The sequence below is a fragment of the Microbacterium sp. SA39 genome (assembly GCF_000967865.1).
Taxonomy (GTDB): Bacteria; Actinomycetota; Actinomycetes; order Actinomycetales; family Microbacteriaceae; genus Microbacterium.
This window is the reverse complement of the sequence record NZ_JXRU01000034.1, coordinates 1-18670: the sequence shown is the minus strand read 5'-3', so window position 1 is coordinate 18670 and position 18670 is coordinate 1. Positions and strand designations below refer to the sequence as shown.

Here is an 18670-nt window from a genome sequence, read left to right as displayed (position 1 = left end):
CCAGCGACGAGACGAAACGCCCCCACCGAAGGACCACTCATGATCGACGTCACCGAAGCCACGATCGCCGACCTCCGCCGCGCCCTCGAGACCGGCGCGACAACCGCGGTCGACCTGGTCGACGCGTACCTCGCGCGCATCGCCGCGTACGACGGCCCCGACACCGCGACCGCGTTGAACGCCGTCATCGTCGCGAACCCGGCGGCGCGCGAGGAGGCCGCGGCATCCGACGCCCGCCGTGCGCGCGGCGAGACGCGCGGTCCGCTCGACGGCATCCCGTACACGGCGAAGGACAGCTACCTCGTCGAGGGTCTCACCGCCGCCGCGGGCAGCCCCGCGTTCGCCGACCTCGTCGCCCAGCGCGACGCGTTCACGATCGAGCGGCTGCGCGCGGCCGGCGCGATCTGCCTGGGACTCACGAACATGCCGCCCATGGCCAACGGCGGCATGCAGCGCGGGGTCTACGGCCGCGCCGAGAGCCCGTACAACGCCGACTTCCTCACCGCCCCCTTCGCATCGGGCTCGTCGAACGGATCGGGCACTGCGACCGCCGCGAGCTTCGCCGCCTTCGGCCTCGGCGAGGAGACCTGGTCGAGCGGCCGCGGCCCCGCGACCAACAACGCCGTGTGCGCCTACACGCCCTCGCGCGGTGTGATCTCGACTCGAGGCAACTGGCCGCTCGTGCCGACCATGGACGTCGTCGTGCCGCACACCCGCACCATGGCGGATCTGCTCGAAGTGCTCGACGTGATCGTGGTCGACGATGCCGAGACCCGGGGCGACTTCTGGCGCGCGCAGCCGTGGGTTTCGCTGCCGGCAGCCGCGGACATCCGCCCGACCTCGTACCCCGCGCTGGCCGCAGACGCGTCGCTCGACGGCGTGCGCATCGGCATCCCGAAGATGTACATCAACGCCGATCCGGATGCCGGCACCGCCGACTCCCCGGGAATCGGCGGTCCGACCGGGCAACGCATCGAGACGCGCGCGTCCGTGATCGCGCAGTGGGAGGCGGCTCGCCGCGACCTCGAGACCGCTGGCGCGACGGTCGTGGAAGTGGACTTCCCCGTCGTGTCGAACTATGAAGGCGACCGCCCCGGCGCCCCGACCCTCGCGACCCGCGGACTGGTGACGCCGGAGTACCTGCGGCGCGAGATCATCGACCTGTCGGCGTGGGGCTGGGAGGACTTCCTGCAGGCGAACGGCGATCCGGCGCTGTCCACACTGGCCGACGTCGACGGCGCGACGATCTTCCCGCATCCCGAGGGTGCCCTCCCCGACCGGTACACCGGCTTCGACGACGACATCGCCGAATACCCGGACTGGGTGCGTTCTCACCCCGGGGTCGGATTCGAGGACATGCCCGAACTCGCGGACGGTCTGCGCGGCCTCGAGGAGACGCGTCGCCTCGACCTCGAGGTCTGGATGGACGAGCAGGGACTCGACGCGGTCGTGTTCCCCGCGGTCGCCGACGTGGGTCCCGCCGACATGGACGTGAATGCGGCATCCGCGGATCTCGGCTGGCGCAACGGCACCTGGATCGCCAACGGCAATCTGGTCGTGCGGCACCTCGGCATCCCGACCGTCACCGTGCCGATGGGGCTGATGGCCGACATCAGGATGCCGATCGGGCTGACCTTCGCCGGTCGCGCCTACGACGACAACGCGCTGCTGCGGTTCGCGGCGGCGTTCGAGGCGGCAGGGGCTCCGGGCACGCGGCGCACGCCGCCGCCGCGGACGCCGAGACTCTGACATTTCAGAACTGTGACGCCCGCCACGGAACTGATACATTCAAGGCATGAGCCCTGAGAACGAGCGCGCCCTCGAGTCCGGCATCGTCACCGACCTGTCGGGGAAGATGACTTACGGGTCGTACCTCGCGCTCGATCAGCTGCTCACGGCGCAGCATCCGGTCAGTGTCCCCGAGCATCACGACGAGATGCTGTTCATCATCCAGCACCAGACGACCGAGCTCTGGCTCACGCAGCTGTTGCACGAGCTTTCCTCGGCGCGCGAGCTGCTCGCGAGCGACGACCTCCGCGATGCGCTGAAGCGGATCGCGCGCGTCAAGAAGATCCAAGACGTGATGACGCAGCAGTGGGGGATCCTCGCCACGCTCACCCCGACCGAGTACGCGCAGTTCCGCGGATCGCTGGGCAACTCGTCCGGGTTCCAGTCGGTGCAGTACCGCGCGGTCGAGTTCGCGCTCGGCAACAAGAACGAGAAGATGCTCGGAGTCTTCGCCGACCACCCCGCGAACCTCGCGCTGCTCACCGCCGAGTGGGAGAAGCCGACGCTGTACGACGAGTTCCTGCGTTACGCATCCCGGCGCGGACTGCCCGTTCCCGCGTCGATCCTCGACCGCGACGTGCGGCAGCCGTACCGCGAGACGCCCGAGCTGGTGCCGGCCATACGCGAGATCTACCAGAACCACCAGCAGCACTGGGACCTGTACGAGGCGTGTGAGGATCTCGTCGACCTCGAGGACAACTTCCAGTTCTGGCGCTTCCGGCACCTCAAGACCGTCGCCCGCACGATCGGCATGAAGGTCGGCACCGGCGGCTCCAGCGGCGTGGGCTTCCTGCAGCGCGCGCTCGATCTGACCTTCTTCCCCGAGCTCTACACCGTGCGGACGGAGATCGGCGGCTGATGAACGCTGCGACCTTCTTCGACGGCAGTGGATGGCGCGAGGGCGTCGTCGAGACGGATGCCGGCGGGCGGATGCTGCTGCGCGAAGTCGCCGTGCCGGCTGACCTCCCCCGCCTCGACGGGGTGATCACCGGCGGTTTCACCGACCACCACGTGCACCTGCAGCTCGTCGACGCGGCGCTGCTGGCGGACTCGGTGCTGGGACGTGTGGTCGACCTGGGCGGGAATCCGGCCGAGGTCGCCCGGTTGGCGGGGCGTTTCGTCTCGTCGCTGCGCTCCTCGCTCAACGACCGGTCGTTGAGCGAGCGAAGCGAGACGAAACGCCAGCACGTCGCGGATACTTCGACGACCATCGAGTTCGCCGGCACCTTCCTGACCCCTCCCGGCGGCTACCCGTCAGACCGCGACTGGGCGCCCGCAGGCTCGTTCCGAGAGATCGCTGACGTCGATGACGCCGCAGCGGCCGTCGCCGAGATGGCCACTGCCGGAGCCTCGCGCATCAAGGTCGCGAGCAACAGCCACGCGGGACCGGTGTTCACCGACGAACTCCTTCGGGCCATCATCGACATCGCTGCCGAGCACGACCTGCCCGTCGTCGTGCATGCGGAAGGGCGGGGCGAGGCCCAGCGCGCCGCCCGCCTCGGTGCGAACCAGCTCGCGCACGCGCCCTTCACCGAGCGCCTCATCGAGGACGAGATCGCCGAACAGGCGGCATCCGTGTCGTGGATCTCGACACTCGCGATCCACGAGGGCGCCGACCTGACCGTCGCGCTCGACAACGTCCGCCGCTTCCACGCCGCGGGCGGGACAGTGCACTACGGCACCGACATGGGCAACGGCCTCACTCCCGTCGGCCTGAACCCGCAGGAGATCGCAGCCCTGCGCGCAGCCGGCATCGATGACCTCGACCTGCTGCAAGCGCTCGCGCCGGTCGATCCGCTCGACCCGGCATCCGTCCTCCTCCTGCTTCCCGGCGCGGATGCCGACCCGCTCCGCGCCCGCCGTCTCTCCCCCGCCGATCTGAAGGTGTGACATGACCGACACCCGCCTCTCCTCCACCCGCCTCCTCGACGACGCCCGCGCCCTCGACGCCGCCGATCCGCTCGGCGCACACCTCGACGCGTTCCTGCCGGCGCCGGGTGTCACGGCCTACCTCGACGGCAACTCGCTCGGCCGGCCGCTGCGCGACACCCCCGAGAAGCTCGCCGCCTTCGTGCGCGAGGACTGGGGGACGCGACTCATCCGCTCGTGGGACGAGCAGTGGATGGCACTGCCGATGGAGCTCGGCGACCGCATCGGTCGGGTGGCGCTCGGGGCCGCGGCCGGCCAGACCGTCGTCGCCGATTCGACCAGCGTGCTCATCTACAAGCTGATGCGCGCGGCCCTTCGACAGGCTCAGGGACCCGGCGCGGCAGCGGCCGGGCGCACCGAACTCGTGATGGAGACGGGCAACTTCCCCACCGACCGCTTCGTCGCCGAGGGCGTCGCCGCCGAGACCGGCATGACGGTGCGCTGGCTCGAGCCCGACCCGGTGCACGGCGTGACGATCGCCGACGTCGAAGCCGTCCTCTCCGAACGCACCGCCCTCGTCTCCCTGAGCCACGTCGACTATCGCTCCGGAGCCCTTGCCGACATGCCGGGCATCACCGCCGCCGTGCACGCGTCGGGCGCACTGATGATGTGGGACCTCTGCCATTCCGCGGGCGTCGTGCCGATGCAGCTCGACCAGTGGGGCGTCGACCTGGCCGTCGGCTGCACCTACAAATACCTGAACGGCGGCCCGGGCTCCCCCGCCTTCGCCTACCTCCGCCGCGACCTGCAGGGTCTGCTGCGGCAGCCGATCCAGGGGTGGTGGAGCGCGGCCGACATCTTCGCGATGGGCTCGGAGTACGCCCCCGCCGGCGACATCCGCCAGCTGCTCAGCGGCACCCCGCCTGTGACGTCGATGTTGGCGATGCAGGGGATGCTGGACCTCATCGAGCAGGCCACGATCGACGGTGTGCGAGCGAAGTCGGCTTCGCTCACCGCACTCGCGATCCGTGGCTACGACGAGGTGCTCGCGCCGCTCGGAGTGCGCCTGCTGAGTCCGCGCGACGCGGAACTCCGCGGCAGCCACGTCACGATCGGACACCCCGACTTCCGCGAGGTGACGCAGCGACTCTGGGCGGACGGCGTCATCCCCGACTTCCGCTTCCCCGACGGCATCCGCCTCGGCCTGTCCCCGCTGAGCACGTCGCACGTCGAGACGGTCACCGGCATCCTCGCCGTGCGCGATGCGCTGGAGTCCCATGCGCGGTGACCCTTCGACAGGCTCAGGGACCCAGGGGCCCGTGCTCGACGACATCGAGGCGCGCCCCGGGAGCACGGCCTCGCTGCTGCGCACGCTCATCGGCCTCTTCCTGCGCCCCCTCGGCGGCTGGATCTCCGCCGCCGACCTGGTGACGCTCGCCGGCGATCTCGGCATTCCTCCCGCCCAGGCCCGCACGGGCATCACCCGCCTCAAGCAGAAGGGCCTGCTGCTCGCCGAGCGCTCCGACGGCATCGGCTACCGCCTGAACGCTGCCGCCATCGGGATGCTGGAACGCGGAGACCGCCGCATCTTCGCGATGCGGGAGATGACGGATGCCGACCCCTGGTGTCTCGTCTCGTTCTCGATCCCGGAGAGCGCGCGCAGCATCCGCCACCAGCTGCGCCGACGTCTGCAGTGGATCGGGGCCGGCGTCGTCTCGCCCGCGCTGTGGATCTGCCCCGGTCACCTGCAGGACGAGGTGCTCGAGATCCTCGACGAACTCGACGCGCGGCGCTGGGTGACCGTGTTCCAGGCATCGGCACCGGTGCCGCCGGTGCCGATGGTCGAGGCCGCCGCCGGATGGTGGGACCTCGAGGCGCTACGGGCCGAGCATCTCGCGTTCCAAGACTCGCTCGCCACTCTCCCGTCCGAGCCGTTCGCGGCCTACGTGCACCTCATCGACAGCTGGCGCGTGCTGCCGTACACGGATCCGGGCCTGCCGCCGTCGATGCTGCCGGACGACTGGCCGGGGCGACGCAGCTTCGACGAGTTCGCGCGGCTGTCTGCCGCGCTGGCCGAGCCGGCGTGGCAGCATGTGCGGGCGGTCGTCCGGTCCCGCTGAGCCGCGCACTGCGGAGGAGATCTGCGCTTCGGAGGGCCGATCCCGCGGATCCCCTCCTCCGCACTGCAGATCCCCTCCCGAGCGCAACACGTGCGGGCGCTCACCCCGCCGGCGGCGCCGTCGTCGCCCTGACCACGAGCCGGGTGGGCAGGGTCACGTGCATCTCGTCGATCTCGCGCCCCTCGAGCAGGGTGAACACCATGTCGGCCGCCACGGCGCCGAGCCGCCGCATCGGCTGCTGGATCGTGGTCAGCGGAAGCGCGCGCCGCGAGGCCTCCGGCACGTCGTCGAAGCCGATGACCGAGAGGTCCTCGGGCACGCGCAGACCCATGTCCTGCGCGACCTCGATCACGGCGATCGCGGAGAGGTCGTTCGCGGCGAACACCGCGGTCGGGCGCGAGCGTCCGCCCAGCATCAGCCGCGCCGAGTCGCGCGTGGTCTCGAGCTCGTAGCGGCCGACCCCGACCATCGCCGGATCGAGCGGGATGCCGGCATCCGACAGCGCACGGCGATAGCCGGCGTCGCGAAGACCGGCCGAGCGCAGATCGGGACGACCCGCCAGGAAGCCGATCCGGCGGTGACCGAGTTCGATGAGGTGCCGGGTCGCGGTGAGAGCGCCGCCGAAGCTGTCGGACTCGACCGTCGGCAGATCGGCGCGCCCCGTGTGCGGGTCGATCGCGACCACCGGAATCTCGGTGGCAGCGTTCACGACCGTGGGGGTGACCATGATCGCGGCATCGATCAGCGTGCCGGAGAGGCGGCTCAGCGAGCGGCGCTCCCATCCGTCACCGGCACCGTGATGCGACCCGCTGTACGCCAGGAGGTCGAAGGCCGTGTCATGCACCGCCGAGCCGACGCCCTTGAGGATCTCGGCGCTGAACGGCTCGAAGTCCGCCAACAGCACCCCGATGACTCCCGTGCGCCGCGCCCGCATGCTGCTCGCGACGAGGCTCGATTCGTAGCCGAGCTCTCGCACGGAGTCGAGCACGCGCTGCACCGTGGCATCCGCGATCCCGTAGCGGCCGTTGACGGCCTTCGAGACGGTCGACACCGACACTCCCGCCGCTTTCGCGACGTCGTGGATGGTCGTCCGCCCGCTCATGTCTGGTCAGCGTAGTCCCCCGTTCCGCGCGATGGAAACTGTTTTCGAAAACGTTTGACGAGCGTCGCCCCCGGCAGAAGACTCATCCCACCGCGGCCCTCACCCGAGCCGCCGGGGCGCCCGCAGAGACGCGGCGCGCAACTCGATGAGGAGAACGATCACATGAACAGCAGAAGGCTCCCCCTCGCCTCCGCGGCGGTCCTCGCCGTCGGAGCGCTCGCACTCTCCGGCTGTACGGCAGGCGATGCCGGCAGCGGGTCCGGCGGCGACGACAGCAGCATGACCCTCTGGCACAACTCCACCACCGGTCCCGGCGTCGAGTTCTGGGAGGCGACGGTCGCCGACTTCGAGAAGGAGAACCCCGGCGTCACGATCGAGATCCAGTCGATCCAGAACGAAGACCTCGACGGCAAGCTGCAGACCGCACTGAACTCCGGCGACGCCCCCGACATCTTCCTGCAGCGCGGCGGCGGCAAGATGGCGGCCATGGTCAAGGCGGGTCAGCTCAAGGACCTCACCGACGCGATCGAGGGACCCGCGGCCGAAGAGATTCCGGATGCCGCCTACTCGGCCAACAGCCTCGACGACAAGATCTACGCCATGCCGGTCGCCGTGCTGCCCGGCGGCCTCTTCTACAGCCAGGACCTGTTCGATCAGGCGGGCATCACCGAGACGCCGACCACGATCGACGAGCTCGAGACCGCGACCGAGGCGCTCAAGGCCGCCGGCGTCGAGCCGGTCGCCCTCGGCGCGAAGGACGCCTGGCCCGCCGCGCACTGGTACTACTGGTTCGCGCTGCGCGAATGCAGCTCCGACACCCTCGCTCAGGCCGCCGACGAGATGAACTTCGACGACGAGTGCTGGGTGCGCGCCGGTGAGGACCTGCAGGAATTCGCGGCGACCGAGCCGTTCAACAGCGGCTTCCTGACCACGACGGCGCAGCAGGGCGCGGCCAGCTCCGCCGGCCTCGTCGCCAACCACCAGGCCGGCATGGAACTCATGGGCGCCTGGAACCCCGGTGTGATCGGATCGCTGACGCCCGACCAGAAGCCGCTCGCGGATCTCTCCTGGTTCCCGTTCCCGGAGGTCGAGGGCGGCGAAGGCGAACCCGGTTCCATGATGGGCGGCGTCGACGGCTACTCGTGCTCGGTCGATGCTCCGGACGCGTGCGTCGACTTCCTGAACCACCTCGGCACCAGCGACGTGCAGACCGCGTACTACAAGGCGTTCAACGCCCCGCCGGTCAATACCGTCGCCCAGGAGGCCGTCACCGAGCCGTACCTGCAGACGATCCTCGAGGCCTACAACGCGGCCCCGTACGCGTCGCAGTGGCTCGACACGGTCTACGGCCAGAACGTCGGCAACGCGCTGAACGTGGCGGTCGTCACGATGCTCGCAGGTCAGGGGACGCCGGACGACATCGTCAAGGCTGTCAAGGATGCTGCAGCGAAGGCGTAAGGCGCTCGCCCGGCTGGAAGTGATCCTTCTGGCCGGGCCCGCCCTGCTCGTCTTCCTCGCCTTCGTCATCTTCCCCGTGCTGATGGCCGCGTACTACGGCTTCTTCAGCTGGCAGGGATACGGTCCGCCGACGGATTTCGTCGGCCTCAAGAACTACCTCACGATCCTGCAGGATCCGCTGTTCCACGATGCGCTGGCGCACAACGGGGTCATCCTCGTCATGTCGCTGGTGCTGCAGGGCCCGGTCGCGATCCTGCTCGCCCTGCTGCTGAACCGGCGGATGCGGGGACAGTCGCTGATCCGCGTGCTGATCTTCGTGCCCTATGTGATCTCGGAGGTCGTGGTCGGCACCGGCTGGAGCCTGATGCTCCAGACCAGCGGCGCCTTCAACGCCTTCCTCGAGAACATCGGGCTCGGCTTCCTGGCCGCCGACTGGCTCTCCGACCCCAGCATCGCGATCTGGACCCTGATGGCCATCATCACGTGGAAGTACGTCGGCTTCGCCGTCATCCTCTTCCTCGCCGGCCTCCAGGGCATCCCCGAGGAGCTGCACGAGGCAGCGGCGATCGACGGTGCGTCGTACTGGCAGATCCAATGGCAGATCACCCTGCCGCTGCTGGCTCCGACGCTGCGCATCTGGGCGTTCCTGTCGATCATCGGCTCGCTGCAGCTGTTCGACCTCGTCTACATCATCTGGGGGCAGTACATCGCCTCCACCGCCGGCACCTCGACCATGGCGACCTACATGGTGTCCGAGGGCCGCAACGCCGGGAACTTCGGATACGGGAACGCGGTCGCCGTGGTCCTGTTCCTGATCTCTCTCGTCGTGGCGCTGATCTACCAGCGTGCCGTGCTCAAGCGCGACACCGACGGTGCGCTCACCGGCGCCGGAAGGAAGAAGGGCAAGCGATGACCGCCACCGCCACAACCGCCACTGCCGCACTCATCACCCCGCGGACCGGTCGCGGCCGCGCGGCGCGTGCACGACTGCCCTGGGCGAGCCCCCCGGTCTACTTCGTGGCCCTGATCGTCGTCGCGCTCATGCTCGCGCCGATCCTGTACATCATCATCGGCGGCTTCCGCACGAACGCGCAGATCACGACCGACCCGGCCGGGCTGCCGCAGCCGTGGATCCTGTCGAACTACCTCGACGTGCTCACCGGCGGCATCTTCTGGCGGCAGGTGCTGAACTCGCTGATCGTCGCACTGGCGACCACCATCGGGGTCGTCGCGCTCGGCCTGATGGCGGCGTACGTGCTGGCCCGCTACCGGTTCGCCGGACGCGGCGTGCTCTACGCGTTCTTCGCCGCGGGGCTGATGTTCCCGCTGACCGTCGCGATCACCCCGCTCTACATCGTGGTGCGCAACCTCGGCCTGATGAACTCGCTCGGCGGCGTCATCCTGCCGCAGATCGCGTTCGCCCTGCCGACGACCATCATCATCCTGGTGCCGTTCCTCCGGGCGATCCCGGACGAGATCCAGGAGGCCGCGTTCATCGACGGATGCAGCCGCCTCGGCTTCTTCTGGCGGATGGTGCTGCCGCTCTCGCTCCCCGGAGTGATCACGACCGGCATCCTCGCGTTCATCGGCAGCTGGAACGGCTACCTGCTGCCGCTGTTCATCCTCAACGACGCGGCGGCGTTCACCCTCCCGCTCGGGGTGCAGTCCTTCGCCTCGCAGTACTCCGTCGACACCGCGAAGGTGCTGGCGTTCACCTCGCTGTCGATGATCCCCGCGCTCATCTTCTTCAGCCTGTTCGAACGGCGCATCGTCGGCGGCCTCACCGGGGCGGTCAAGGGATGACCGGCTTGCGCGCGAACTCGATGGAACTTCTGCGGCCGATGGCAACTTCTGCGGCCCGAGCGGGCGACGCAGGCCGCAGAAGTTCGCCGTGGCCGCAGAAGGTGGAACAGAGAAACCGATGAAAGAGAACTCCGTGCTTCAGCAGACCCCGCTCCCCCGTCTCTCGCATCGTGTCGAGGCCCTGCTCGCGCAGATGACGCTCGAGGAGAAGCAGTCCCAGCTCGTCGGCTTCTGGGTCGATCAGGGCGACGAGGTCGTCGCTCCGCTCTCCGGCGAGAAGAAGAGCTCGACGCGGTATGAAGAGGCGAGCGCGCACGGCATCGGCCACCTCACGCGCGTCTACGGTACGCGCCCTGTCGACCCGATCGAGCGCGCCGAGTGGCTGTGGGCGGAGCAGGCGCGACTGCAGCGCGAGACCCGCCTCGGCATCCCGGCGATCGTGCACGAGGAGTGCCTGACCGGTCTCGCCGCGTGGAAGGCGGCCACGTTCCCGACGCCGCTCGCGTGGGGCGCATCCTTCGATCCTGCGCTCGTCGAAGAGGTCGGCGCCGCGATCGGCGAGTCGATGCGGGCACTCGGCATCCATCAGGGCCTCGCTCCCGTGCTCGACGTGATCCGCGATCCGCGCTGGGGGCGGGTCGACGAGTGCATCGCCGAGGACCCGCTGGTGGTCGGCACGATCGGCACCGCGTACGTGCGCGGCCTCCAGTCGACCGGGGTGCACGCCACGTTGAAGCACTTCGTGGGCTACTCCGCCTCGCGCGCCGGACGCAACCACGCCCCCGTGCACGCGGGACCGCGCGAGATCGAAGACGTGCTGCTGCCGCCGTTCCAGATGGCCGTGCAGGAGGGCGGCGCGCGCAGCGTGATGAACTCGTACACCGACATCGACGGCGTACCCGTCGGCGCCGATCCGCGATATCTCACCGGCGTGCTGCGCGAGCGCTGGGGTTTCGACGGCGTCGTCGTGTCGGACTACTTCGCCGTCGACTTCCTGCGCAGCATGCACCGGGTCGCCGCCGATTCCGCGGATGCCGCGCGCCTCGCGCTCACCGCGGGCATCGACGTCGAGCTGCCGTCCCCCGACGCCTACCTGACGCTCGCCGAGCAGGTGCGCGACGGCCGGCTGCCGGAGGCCGTGCTCGATCAGGCGGTCGCCCGTGTGCTGTCGCAGAAGGAGGAGCTCGGCCTTCTCGATGCGGACTTCTCGACGCCCCCGGCATCCGTCGATCTGGACTCGCCCGCGCATCGGGCGCTCGCGGGCCGGCTCGCCGAGGAATCGGTCGTGCTGCTGAGCAACGACGGCATCCTCCCGCTCGATCGCGCGTCCCGTCCGCGCATCGCCGTGATCGGCCCGAACGCCGACAGCGCCGAGGCTCTGATGGGCTGCTACTCCTTCGTCAACCACGTGCTCGCGCATCATCCGCAGGTGCCGGCCGGCATCGAGCTGCCGACGGTCGTCGACGCGCTGCGCGCCGAGTTCCCGGATGCCGTCATCACGCATGCCGTGGGGAGCGATGTGGAGAGCGAGAACCGCAGCGGCTTCGCATCGGCCGTTTCGGATGCCGAGGCCGCCGATGTGGCGATCGTCGTGGTCGGCGACCGCGCCGGCCTTTTCGGGCGCGGAACCGTAGGCGAGGGCAACGACGTCGAGTCGCTCGACCTTCCCGGCGTGCAGCGCGAGCTGGTCGAGGCCGTCGTCGCGACCGGCACTCCCGTGGTCCTGATCTCGATGACCGGTCGTCCGTACGCGCTCGACTGGGCACTTCCGCCGCGCACCGGCGCGGTCGGTGCGATCGTCGGACTCGGCGCGGTGAACTCCGCCGCTCCGTCGTCGGGCACGGCGGATGCCGCGGATGCCCCGCGCCCCGCGGCCGTGCTGCAGACCTTCTTCCCCGGCGAGGAGGGCGGCCCCGCGCTCGCCCGCCTGCTCAGCGGCCGGGTGTCCCCCTCGGGACGGCTCCCCGTGTCGCTGCCCCGCTCGGCCGGTGCGCAGCCTTACTCGTATCTGCATCCGGTGCTCGGCGGCAGGGCGGATGTGACGAGCGCCGACCCGACGCCCGCTCGACCGTTCGGTTTCGGGCTGGCCTACACGGCGTTCGCGCACGACGACCTCACGGTCGCAGCGACCGCGGCCGCGGACGAGGTGCTGCGAGTCTCGGTGCGGGTGCGCAACACCGGCGATCGGGACGGCGTCGACGTCGTCCAGCTCTACGCGCACGACGAAGTGGCGAGCGTCACCCGTCCCGTGGCTCAGTTGATCGGCTTCCAGCGTGTGGCCGTCGCCGCCGGAGCCGCCGAGCACGTGACCTTCGACGTTCCCGCCGATCGTCTCGCGTTCACCGGCACCGACGGCATCCGTCGGGTCGAGCCCGGCCGATTCCGCCTCTGGGTCGGCAGCGCCTGCGACGACGAGGAGACCGTCGCGACCTTCCAGATCGTTTAGCGCGGAGGCGGCACCCACCCACGGGCGCCTGAGCGGCAAGCACTGCGGAGGATATCTGCGCTTCGGAGGACGGAATCAGGAAATCCGACCCTCCGAAGCGCAGATCTCCTCCCGAGTGCGGCGACTCGTGCAGCGGTAGGTCGCGCGACCTACCCCGCGACCTCGCGGAGGAACCCGGTCACGTGCTCCTGCAGGCGCAGGATGCGCATCTCGCGCGCGAGCTCGCGGTCATACCCCTGGTAGGCCAGCGGCGGCAGCCTCCGCACGGTCTTCGAGCAGCCCAAGTCCGCACAGGCGAGGTTGCCGACCGAGTCGCCCTTACGACCGGCGGGACCGGCCTTGCGGGCCACGAAGAGTTGCACGTCGTTGCGGAGAGTGACGTCCTCGCACCAGGAGCACTGTGCTCGCGCGAGGACGCGCTGCTCGGCCCGCTGCAGGACGACGCCGACCGGTTCGTCGTCGACCCAGGCGACGACATACGCGCGTCGGGGCAGCTTCGGATCGGTCCAACCGACATAGTCGAGCTTGTCGAAGTCGAGGTCCGCGAAGCCGGTGGGAAGGGTCACGTCGGAGACCTCTTTGCGAGAGGCGTTGATGAAGGAGGCGCGGATGCCGCGCTCGTCGATGGGACGCATGAGAGAAGTGCTTTCGGTGTGGTCGCCGCAAGGGGCGGATCGATCGGAGTGAGGATGCTCCCGGACTCGGATGCCGGGTACGACGCAGCTCCGGGGACGGGGTTCCGTCACCGGCTGGAAGTCAGCCTCTGTCCGCGGCGCTGAAGGCGCCCGCGGCTCCGTTCTGCCCTGCGAGGGCACTCATCGAAAACAGCACCCCGCGAGACTACACCCGTTTGTTTCACTCCGTGTCGGTGCGCCTACCGGCTCCGCGGAAGGCGACCTACGCTTTCCGGAACGCCCGAACCACGCCCGAACAACGCCCGAACTTCGAAGGAGACCACCGTGTCCACGCCACTGAACCGCCTTTCGCCCCTCCCGGTGCGTGAGCGTGCGGCGTGCATGTGCCAGCACGGTGACCGGTGCTCCTCGTTCGCACCGGGCCATGCCCTGCACCTGATCCAGGCGCGCATCGCGTCGGCGACACCGGCCGGATGGGTTGACGCCATCGTCGAGTCGGCGGATGCCGCGTCCGGGGTTCTTCTCGTGCGCAGCCTCGACGGCGCCGGGCACGCGCTGTGGAACGGCTCGGGCGCCGCGCTCGAAGCGCCCGTCGGCACGCCCGTCGCCCTGCACGAACGCTACGGCGTGCTCGCCGTCGGACGCACGCAGTTCAACGTCGCCGCGGCCTGAACCTCGAGGCGTTTCGTCTCGCGGAGACCCGCACTGAGCGAGCGCAGCGAGTCGAAGTGTCGCTCAACGACCGGGAGTGCGGGTCAGACGCTCGCCATCATCATGTTCTTCATGTCCATGCAGGCGTCCATGCACGCCTGGCAGGCCTGAGCGCACATCCGGCAGACCTCGCTGTGCTCGGCGTGGCGCATGCATTCGTCCATGCACAGCTGGCACATCGCGATACAGGCGTTGAGCATAGACATCAGTGAGGCCGGGTTCATGCCCTGCATCCGCATCATCGAACGCATCATGGTGTTGCACATGTCAGCACAATTCATGCACGCCGGGGCGCAGTCCATCAGCTGAGTCGAGCACACGGTGCACGCCTGCTCGCAGGCCGCGCACGCATCCATGCACGCCTGCATGAGAGACATGTCCATCATCGCCATGTCGTCGGTCATCGACTCCATGTTCTTGGACATGGCGCCCATCATCATCGAATCCATCGCACACCGCTTCCTTCATCGAGGTCCGCGGGCAGGGCACCCGCCTGGCGCCAGGCTAGTCCTTCGACCGGCTCACGTCGACGGGGTGTCGTCGCTGACACGGCATCCGGCGAAAGTCAATCCCTTGGCTGTCTCGCCGGGGATTTGCGAGGGTGTGAGTGCAATCGATCCGTCTAGGAGAGGAGCACGACATGAGTGCTGCAGATGACATGAAGAACGCCGCGGAGAAGGCCGGAGGCAAGGTCAAGGAAGGCGTCGGCAAGGTCACCGACAACGAGCGACTCGAAGCCGAGGGCAAGGGCGACCAGGCCAAGGCGGACGTGAAGCAGGCCGGCGAGAACGTCAAGGACGCCGCCAAGAACGCGTTCGACAAGTGAGACCCGCCGGCGGGCGGGCCTCACTTGCTGAGGTCAAGCCCGTCGGCTCCCACTGATCGCGCGGATCAGCCAAGCGATCACGGCGATGGCCAGCAGGACCAGTCCTACCCAGAGCAGGAACTGAAGCGACTGCACGAGTCCGCCGGTGATCGCGAGGATCACAGCGACGACGATGACGATGATCAGCAGAATGTTCATCAGATTTCCTTTCGCCGGGGCACAGTGCGCCCGTCTACAGCGAACAAACGTAGCCACGTACGGCTCTCCCCGGCAGGGGGTTGACTCAGGTACCTCTCAGGTGCCATGACTCAGGGATTTCTCAGGTTCCGTCGGGAGGAGACACGGATCATGCCAGGACCACGCAACAATACCCTCAAGGATCCGAAGCTCTACGAGGAGCTTCGCGACGACGGAGCATCCAAGGAGAAGGCGGCGCGCATCTCCAATGCCGCGGCTCGCGACGGACGCAAGGCGGTCGGTCGACGCGGTGGAGAATCCGGCGACTACGACGACTGGACCGTCCCTGAGCTGAAGAAGCGCGCCAAGGAGATCGGGATCACCGGCTACAGCAAGAAGCGGAAGTCCGACCTCATCTCCGCTCTCCGGAACCACTGAGCGCTTGATGGCGCGTTTCGGCATCGAAGAGGAGTTCCTCCTTCTCGACGAAGAGGCCCTCGTGCCGATCGGCATGGCCGACGGCACACGTGAGCGCTTCACCCGGCTCCGCACCGGCGGCACGGTCACCGCCGAGTATCTGACCTCCCAGCTGGAGACGGCGACCGAACCCGTGCTCAGCCGGGAGGATGCCGAGACCCAGGTTCGCCACCTCCGCGCTCTCGTGGGATGGCACGCGAAGGAGCAGCAGGCGATCGCCGCCGCCACCGGCCATCCGTTCGCGACCACGCGCTCCTCGGTCATCTCACCCTCGCCGCACTACGACGATGTCGCGCGCCGCCTGGGTCATCTCAGCCGCGACCACGAGGTCGACGGGTTGCACGTGCACGTGGAGGTGACCGACGAGGAGGAGCGCGTGCGCGTGCTCAACCGCCTGCGCGGCTGGCTCCCCGCGCTGCTCGCGATCAGCGGGAACAGCCCGTTCGCGAACGGCCTCGACACGAGTTTCGCCAGCTGGCGCAGCATCCTGATCCGCCGGCTTCCGTCTTCGTGGTGCCCTCCGCACTTCGACGATCTCGACGACTACCGCGCCGAATCCCGGATGCTGCTCGATCTCGATGCGATCGGCGAGACCTCGTCGCTCTCCTGGGCGGTGCGGCTGTCGGAGCGCTTCCCCACCGTCGAGGTGCGGGTCTTCGACGCGCAGCTGGACCCCGAGGATTCCGTCTTCGCCGCGCTGTTCTGCCGCGCGCTCGCGGCCGCTGACGACCGTTCGCTCCGCCACGACCGCACCGACGCGATCGACGCCTCGCTCTGGAACGCCGCGCGATGGGGGATGGATGCGCGCATCCTGGATCCCACGACCGGCGAGGCCTCCGATGCCTGGACGGTCGTCGAACGGATGCAGGAGGCAGCCGCACCCGCTCTCCAGGAATTCGGTGACGTCGACTACGTGACGGATCGCCTCGCACGGCTGCGCGCCGAGGGCACCGGGGCGACCAGGCAGCGCCGCGCCTTCGAACACGACGGGACGCCAGGGCTCGCCGCGCTCCTGCGCGCCGGAACCCCTACGCCGATCCCGGGTGGGGAATCGTCGCCTACGACGTGACCCGCTCCGGCCCCGGTGTCCGCCGCCGGGAGTAGTCTCGGCCTGTGGCATCCTTCGCCCCCTCCCAGCGACTCGTGATCTCGATCGCGGTGCTCGCCTCCTTCGTCACCTTCCTCGACGGCACCGTCGTCAACGTCGCCCTTCCGGCGATCAGTCGTGAGATCGGCGGCGGCATCACGACCCAGCAGTGGGTGGTCGACGCCTACCTCATCACGCTGAGCGCGCTGATCCTGCTGGCCGGGTCGGTGTCGGATGCCTACGGCCGCGTGCTCGTGATGCGCATCGGCCTCATCGCCTTCGGCGTGGCATCCATCGCGGTCGCGGCAGCCTGCGACCCGCTGACTCTGATCATCGCGCGTGCGGCGCAGGGCGCCGCCGGGGCACTCCTCGTGCCGAGTTCTCTGGCGCTGATCACGGCCACCATGCGCGCCGACGTGCAGGCCAGGGCGATCGGCGTGTGGACGGCCTTCACCACCGGCGCGATGCTCGTCGGACCCCTGCTCGGCGGATTGTTCGTCGACTTCCTGTCGTGGCGCCTGGTGTTCCTCATCAACGTCGTGCCCATCGCGATCACGCTCCTGCTGCTCGCCCGCCTGCATCTGCCCGAGCACGAGCGCACCGTGAAGGTCGACTGGTGGAGCGGGGCGCTGTGCGCCGTCGGTCTCGGAGCCGTGGTGTTCGCGCTGATCGAGCAGCCCAACCTCGGCTGGCAGTCCCCGGCGATCTGGCTTCCCGCCGTGATCGGCGCTGCCCTCTTCGGGCTGTTCCTCTGGCGGCAGCGTACGTCCGAGGCACCGCTCATGCCGCTGTGGCTGTTCCGCGTGCGCGACTTCGGGTGGGGCAACCTCGCGACGCTGTTCGTGTACGCCGCGCTGTCGCTGAACGGCTTCGTGGTCGGCGTCTACCTGCAGCAGGGCGCGGGACTCAGCGCCACGGCAGCAGGGCTCGCGAGCCTGCCCATGACGATCCTGATGATCCTGCTCAGTTCGCGCGCCGGAGCCTGGGCCGGACGCTGGGGTCCGCGCATCTTCATGACGGTCGGGCCGATCATCATGGCGGTCGGCGCGCTGCTGCTGCTCACGGTCGGTGCGGACTTCGACTACTGGTGGCAGGTGCTTCCGGCCATGATCGTGATGGGTCTCGGCCTGTCCCTCACGGTCGCGCCACTGACCGCGGCGATTCTCGGCGCCATCGACGAGAAGCATTCCGGCATCGCCTCGGCCGTGAACAACGCGGTGTCACGCGTCGCCGGTCTGCTCGTCGTCGCGATGCTGTCGACGATCGTCGGCGGGGCGCTCGACCTCGGCGGGTTCCACAACGCCGCCTGGGTCACCGCCGCGCTGCTCGTGCTCGGTGGAGTGGTGTCGTGGATCGGCATCCGGCGGAACCCGGCCGAAGCGGCGCCCGCCGAAGCCGCGGCATCCGATCACGGTCCCCGCTGATACCCGGAGCGACGGAAGGGGCTCGCGCGATGCGCGAGCCCCTTCTGCGTCAGATGCGCCGTCTACTCAGGTGACGGGGCTGAGCGACTTCGCGACGTGCGTGTGCACGGCCTTCAGCCACGAGACGAGGAACTCGACGGTCGAGTCGTCGGTGACCTCGCCGTCTTCGGTGAAGAGTCCGTCGCGCATGTGGATGTACGCCTCGGGCTGCGACAGCTCGGGCGAGGCGAGGAACGACAGGATCGAACGGAGCTGCTGCTGGGCGACGGCCGTGCCGATCGGGCCGATCGAACCACCGATGACCGCAGACGGCTTGCCGGCGAAGCTGTTGTCTCCCCACGGGCGGCTCGCGGTGTCGAGCGCGTTCTTCAGCACGCCGGGCAGGGAGCGGTTGTACTCGGGCGTGACGAGGATGATCGCGTCGGATGCCTCGATCCTCTGCTTGAACTCGGCTGCCTCGGCGGGGATCGCGTTGTCATGATCGGCCGAGTAGAAGGGCAGGTCCGCGATCGGGATCTCGGTGAGCTGCAGGTCGGCCTGCGGGGCGAGCTTCACCAGCGCGCGGGCGAGCCGGCGGTTGATCGAGTTCGAGGAGATGCTGCCGACGAGGAAGCCGACGTTATAAGTGGTCATACCGATGAGGTCCTTTCCAAGGTCCATGCAATTGCATATGAGTGGAACGAAGGGCGCCGCCGGTGAATTCCCGAAACGCCGATATGTTGCTGAGGTGCCCCTACGCCCTCCCAC

At 69.1% G+C, this 18670-nt stretch carries 19 protein-coding genes; 14 read left to right on the top strand and 5 right to left on the bottom strand.

What is annotated here, in order from left to right; genetic code table 11:
• Window positions 1–39: 39 nt before the first annotated feature.
• Genes RS85_RS10045 through RS85_RS10025 form a run of 5 tightly spaced genes read left to right on the top strand, consistent with a single transcriptional unit; the run spans window position 40 to window position 5777 of the window.
• Window positions 40–1749: an amidase gene (locus RS85_RS10045; protein WP_046013324.1), complete on the top strand. Its 1710-nt coding sequence runs from the start codon at window positions 40–42 to the stop codon at window positions 1747–1749.
• Window positions 1750–1795: 46 nt separating this feature from the next.
• A complete protein-coding gene (locus tag RS85_RS10040) occupies window positions 1796–2647 on the top strand; it encodes a tryptophan 2,3-dioxygenase (protein WP_046013323.1) in 852 nt (283 codons plus the stop codon).
• Entirely contained in the window at window positions 2647–3678 is a 1032-nt protein-coding gene (locus RS85_RS10035; protein WP_046013322.1) for an amidohydrolase family protein, read from the top strand. Before RS85_RS10040 ends, RS85_RS10035 begins: the two co-directional genes overlap by 1 nt.
• Before the next feature lies 1 nt (window position 3679).
• The gene (locus RS85_RS10030; RefSeq protein WP_046013321.1) at window positions 3680–4945 is read left to right on the top strand and encodes a kynureninase; all 1266 of its coding nucleotides are present in this window, start codon (window positions 3680–3682) and stop codon (window positions 4943–4945) included.
• Between the two features lie 31 nt (window positions 4946–4976).
• Window positions 4977–5777, top strand: coding sequence for a PaaX family transcriptional regulator (locus tag RS85_RS10025; RefSeq protein ID WP_327037213.1), 801 nt, complete (start codon window positions 4977–4979; stop codon window positions 5775–5777).
• Window positions 5778–5877: 100 nt separating this feature from the next.
• Here RS85_RS10025 and RS85_RS10020 read toward each other — a convergent pair whose 3' ends face one another.
• The gene (locus RS85_RS10020; protein WP_046013319.1) at window positions 5878–6879 is read right to left on the bottom strand and encodes a LacI family DNA-binding transcriptional regulator; all 1002 of its coding nucleotides are present in this window, start codon (window positions 6877–6879) and stop codon (window positions 5878–5880) included.
• 162 nt (window positions 6880–7041) lie between these two features.
• On the opposite strand from RS85_RS10020, the gene RS85_RS10015 reads away from it, so the two are divergent.
• From RS85_RS10015 to RS85_RS10000, 4 genes are all read left to right on the top strand, one after another.
• A complete protein-coding gene (locus RS85_RS10015) occupies window positions 7042–8337 on the top strand; it encodes an ABC transporter substrate-binding protein (protein WP_046013318.1) in 1296 nt (431 codons plus the stop codon).
• The gene (locus RS85_RS10010) at window positions 8318–9250 is read left to right on the top strand and encodes a carbohydrate ABC transporter permease (RefSeq protein WP_442921939.1); all 933 of its coding nucleotides are present in this window, start codon (window positions 8318–8320) and stop codon (window positions 9248–9250) included. The genes RS85_RS10015 and RS85_RS10010 overlap by 20 nt, the downstream gene beginning before the upstream one ends.
• The gene (locus RS85_RS10005; protein ID WP_152642391.1) at window positions 9247–10140 is read left to right on the top strand and encodes a carbohydrate ABC transporter permease; all 894 of its coding nucleotides are present in this window, start codon (window positions 9247–9249) and stop codon (window positions 10138–10140) included. Before RS85_RS10010 ends, RS85_RS10005 begins: the two co-directional genes overlap by 4 nt.
• 118 nt (window positions 10141–10258) lie before the next feature.
• Window positions 10259–12586, top strand: a complete 2328-nt coding sequence (locus tag RS85_RS10000) for a beta-glucosidase family protein (protein ID WP_046013316.1) — start codon at window positions 10259–10261, stop codon at window positions 12584–12586.
• Window positions 12587–12735: 149 nt separating this feature from the next.
• Here RS85_RS10000 and RS85_RS09995 read toward each other — a convergent pair whose 3' ends face one another.
• Entirely contained in the window at window positions 12736–13221 is a 486-nt protein-coding gene (locus RS85_RS09995) for an FBP domain-containing protein (RefSeq protein ID WP_046013315.1), read from the bottom strand.
• Between the two features lie 324 nt (window positions 13222–13545).
• Between RS85_RS09995 and RS85_RS09990 the strand changes: the two genes are divergently transcribed.
• The gene (locus RS85_RS09990) at window positions 13546–13893 is read left to right on the top strand and encodes a hypothetical protein (RefSeq protein WP_046013314.1); all 348 of its coding nucleotides are present in this window, start codon (window positions 13546–13548) and stop codon (window positions 13891–13893) included.
• A gap of 83 nt (window positions 13894–13976) precedes the next feature.
• Here RS85_RS09990 and RS85_RS09985 read toward each other — a convergent pair whose 3' ends face one another.
• On the bottom strand, window positions 13977–14381 hold the full coding sequence (locus RS85_RS09985; RefSeq protein WP_046013313.1) for a hypothetical protein: 405 nt from the start codon (window positions 14379–14381) through the stop codon (window positions 13977–13979).
• A 191-nt stretch (window positions 14382–14572) separates the two neighbouring features.
• Between RS85_RS09985 and RS85_RS09980 the strand changes: the two genes are divergently transcribed.
• On the top strand, window positions 14573–14758 hold the full coding sequence (locus tag RS85_RS09980) for a CsbD family protein (RefSeq protein WP_046013312.1): 186 nt from the start codon (window positions 14573–14575) through the stop codon (window positions 14756–14758).
• A gap of 33 nt (window positions 14759–14791) precedes the next feature.
• Here the strand turns inward: RS85_RS09980 and RS85_RS19830 are convergent, their stop codons facing one another.
• The gene (locus RS85_RS19830) at window positions 14792–14956 is read right to left on the bottom strand and encodes a hypothetical protein (protein ID WP_162836769.1); all 165 of its coding nucleotides are present in this window, start codon (window positions 14954–14956) and stop codon (window positions 14792–14794) included.
• Between the two features lie 150 nt (window positions 14957–15106).
• Between RS85_RS19830 and RS85_RS09975 the strand changes: the two genes are divergently transcribed.
• From RS85_RS09975 to RS85_RS09965, 3 genes are read left to right on the top strand one after another with little or no spacing between them, the layout of a single operon-like run.
• A complete protein-coding gene (locus RS85_RS09975) occupies window positions 15107–15373 on the top strand; it encodes a DUF7218 family protein (RefSeq protein ID WP_046013311.1) in 267 nt (88 codons plus the stop codon).
• A 7-nt stretch (window positions 15374–15380) separates the two neighbouring features.
• Window positions 15381–16481, top strand: a complete 1101-nt coding sequence (locus tag RS85_RS09970; protein ID WP_046013310.1) for a carboxylate-amine ligase — start codon at window positions 15381–15383, stop codon at window positions 16479–16481.
• Window positions 16482–16525: 44 nt separating this feature from the next.
• Window positions 16526–17923 carry an MFS transporter gene (locus tag RS85_RS09965; protein ID WP_046013309.1) on the top strand — a complete coding sequence of 466 codons (1398 nt, stop codon included), beginning with the start codon at window positions 16526–16528 and terminating at the stop codon, window positions 17921–17923.
• 66 nt (window positions 17924–17989) lie between these two features.
• Here RS85_RS09965 and RS85_RS09960 read toward each other — a convergent pair whose 3' ends face one another.
• Entirely contained in the window at window positions 17990–18556 is a 567-nt protein-coding gene (locus tag RS85_RS09960) for an NADPH-dependent FMN reductase (RefSeq protein WP_046013308.1), read from the bottom strand.
• Between the last annotated feature and the right edge of the window lie 114 nt (window positions 18557–18670).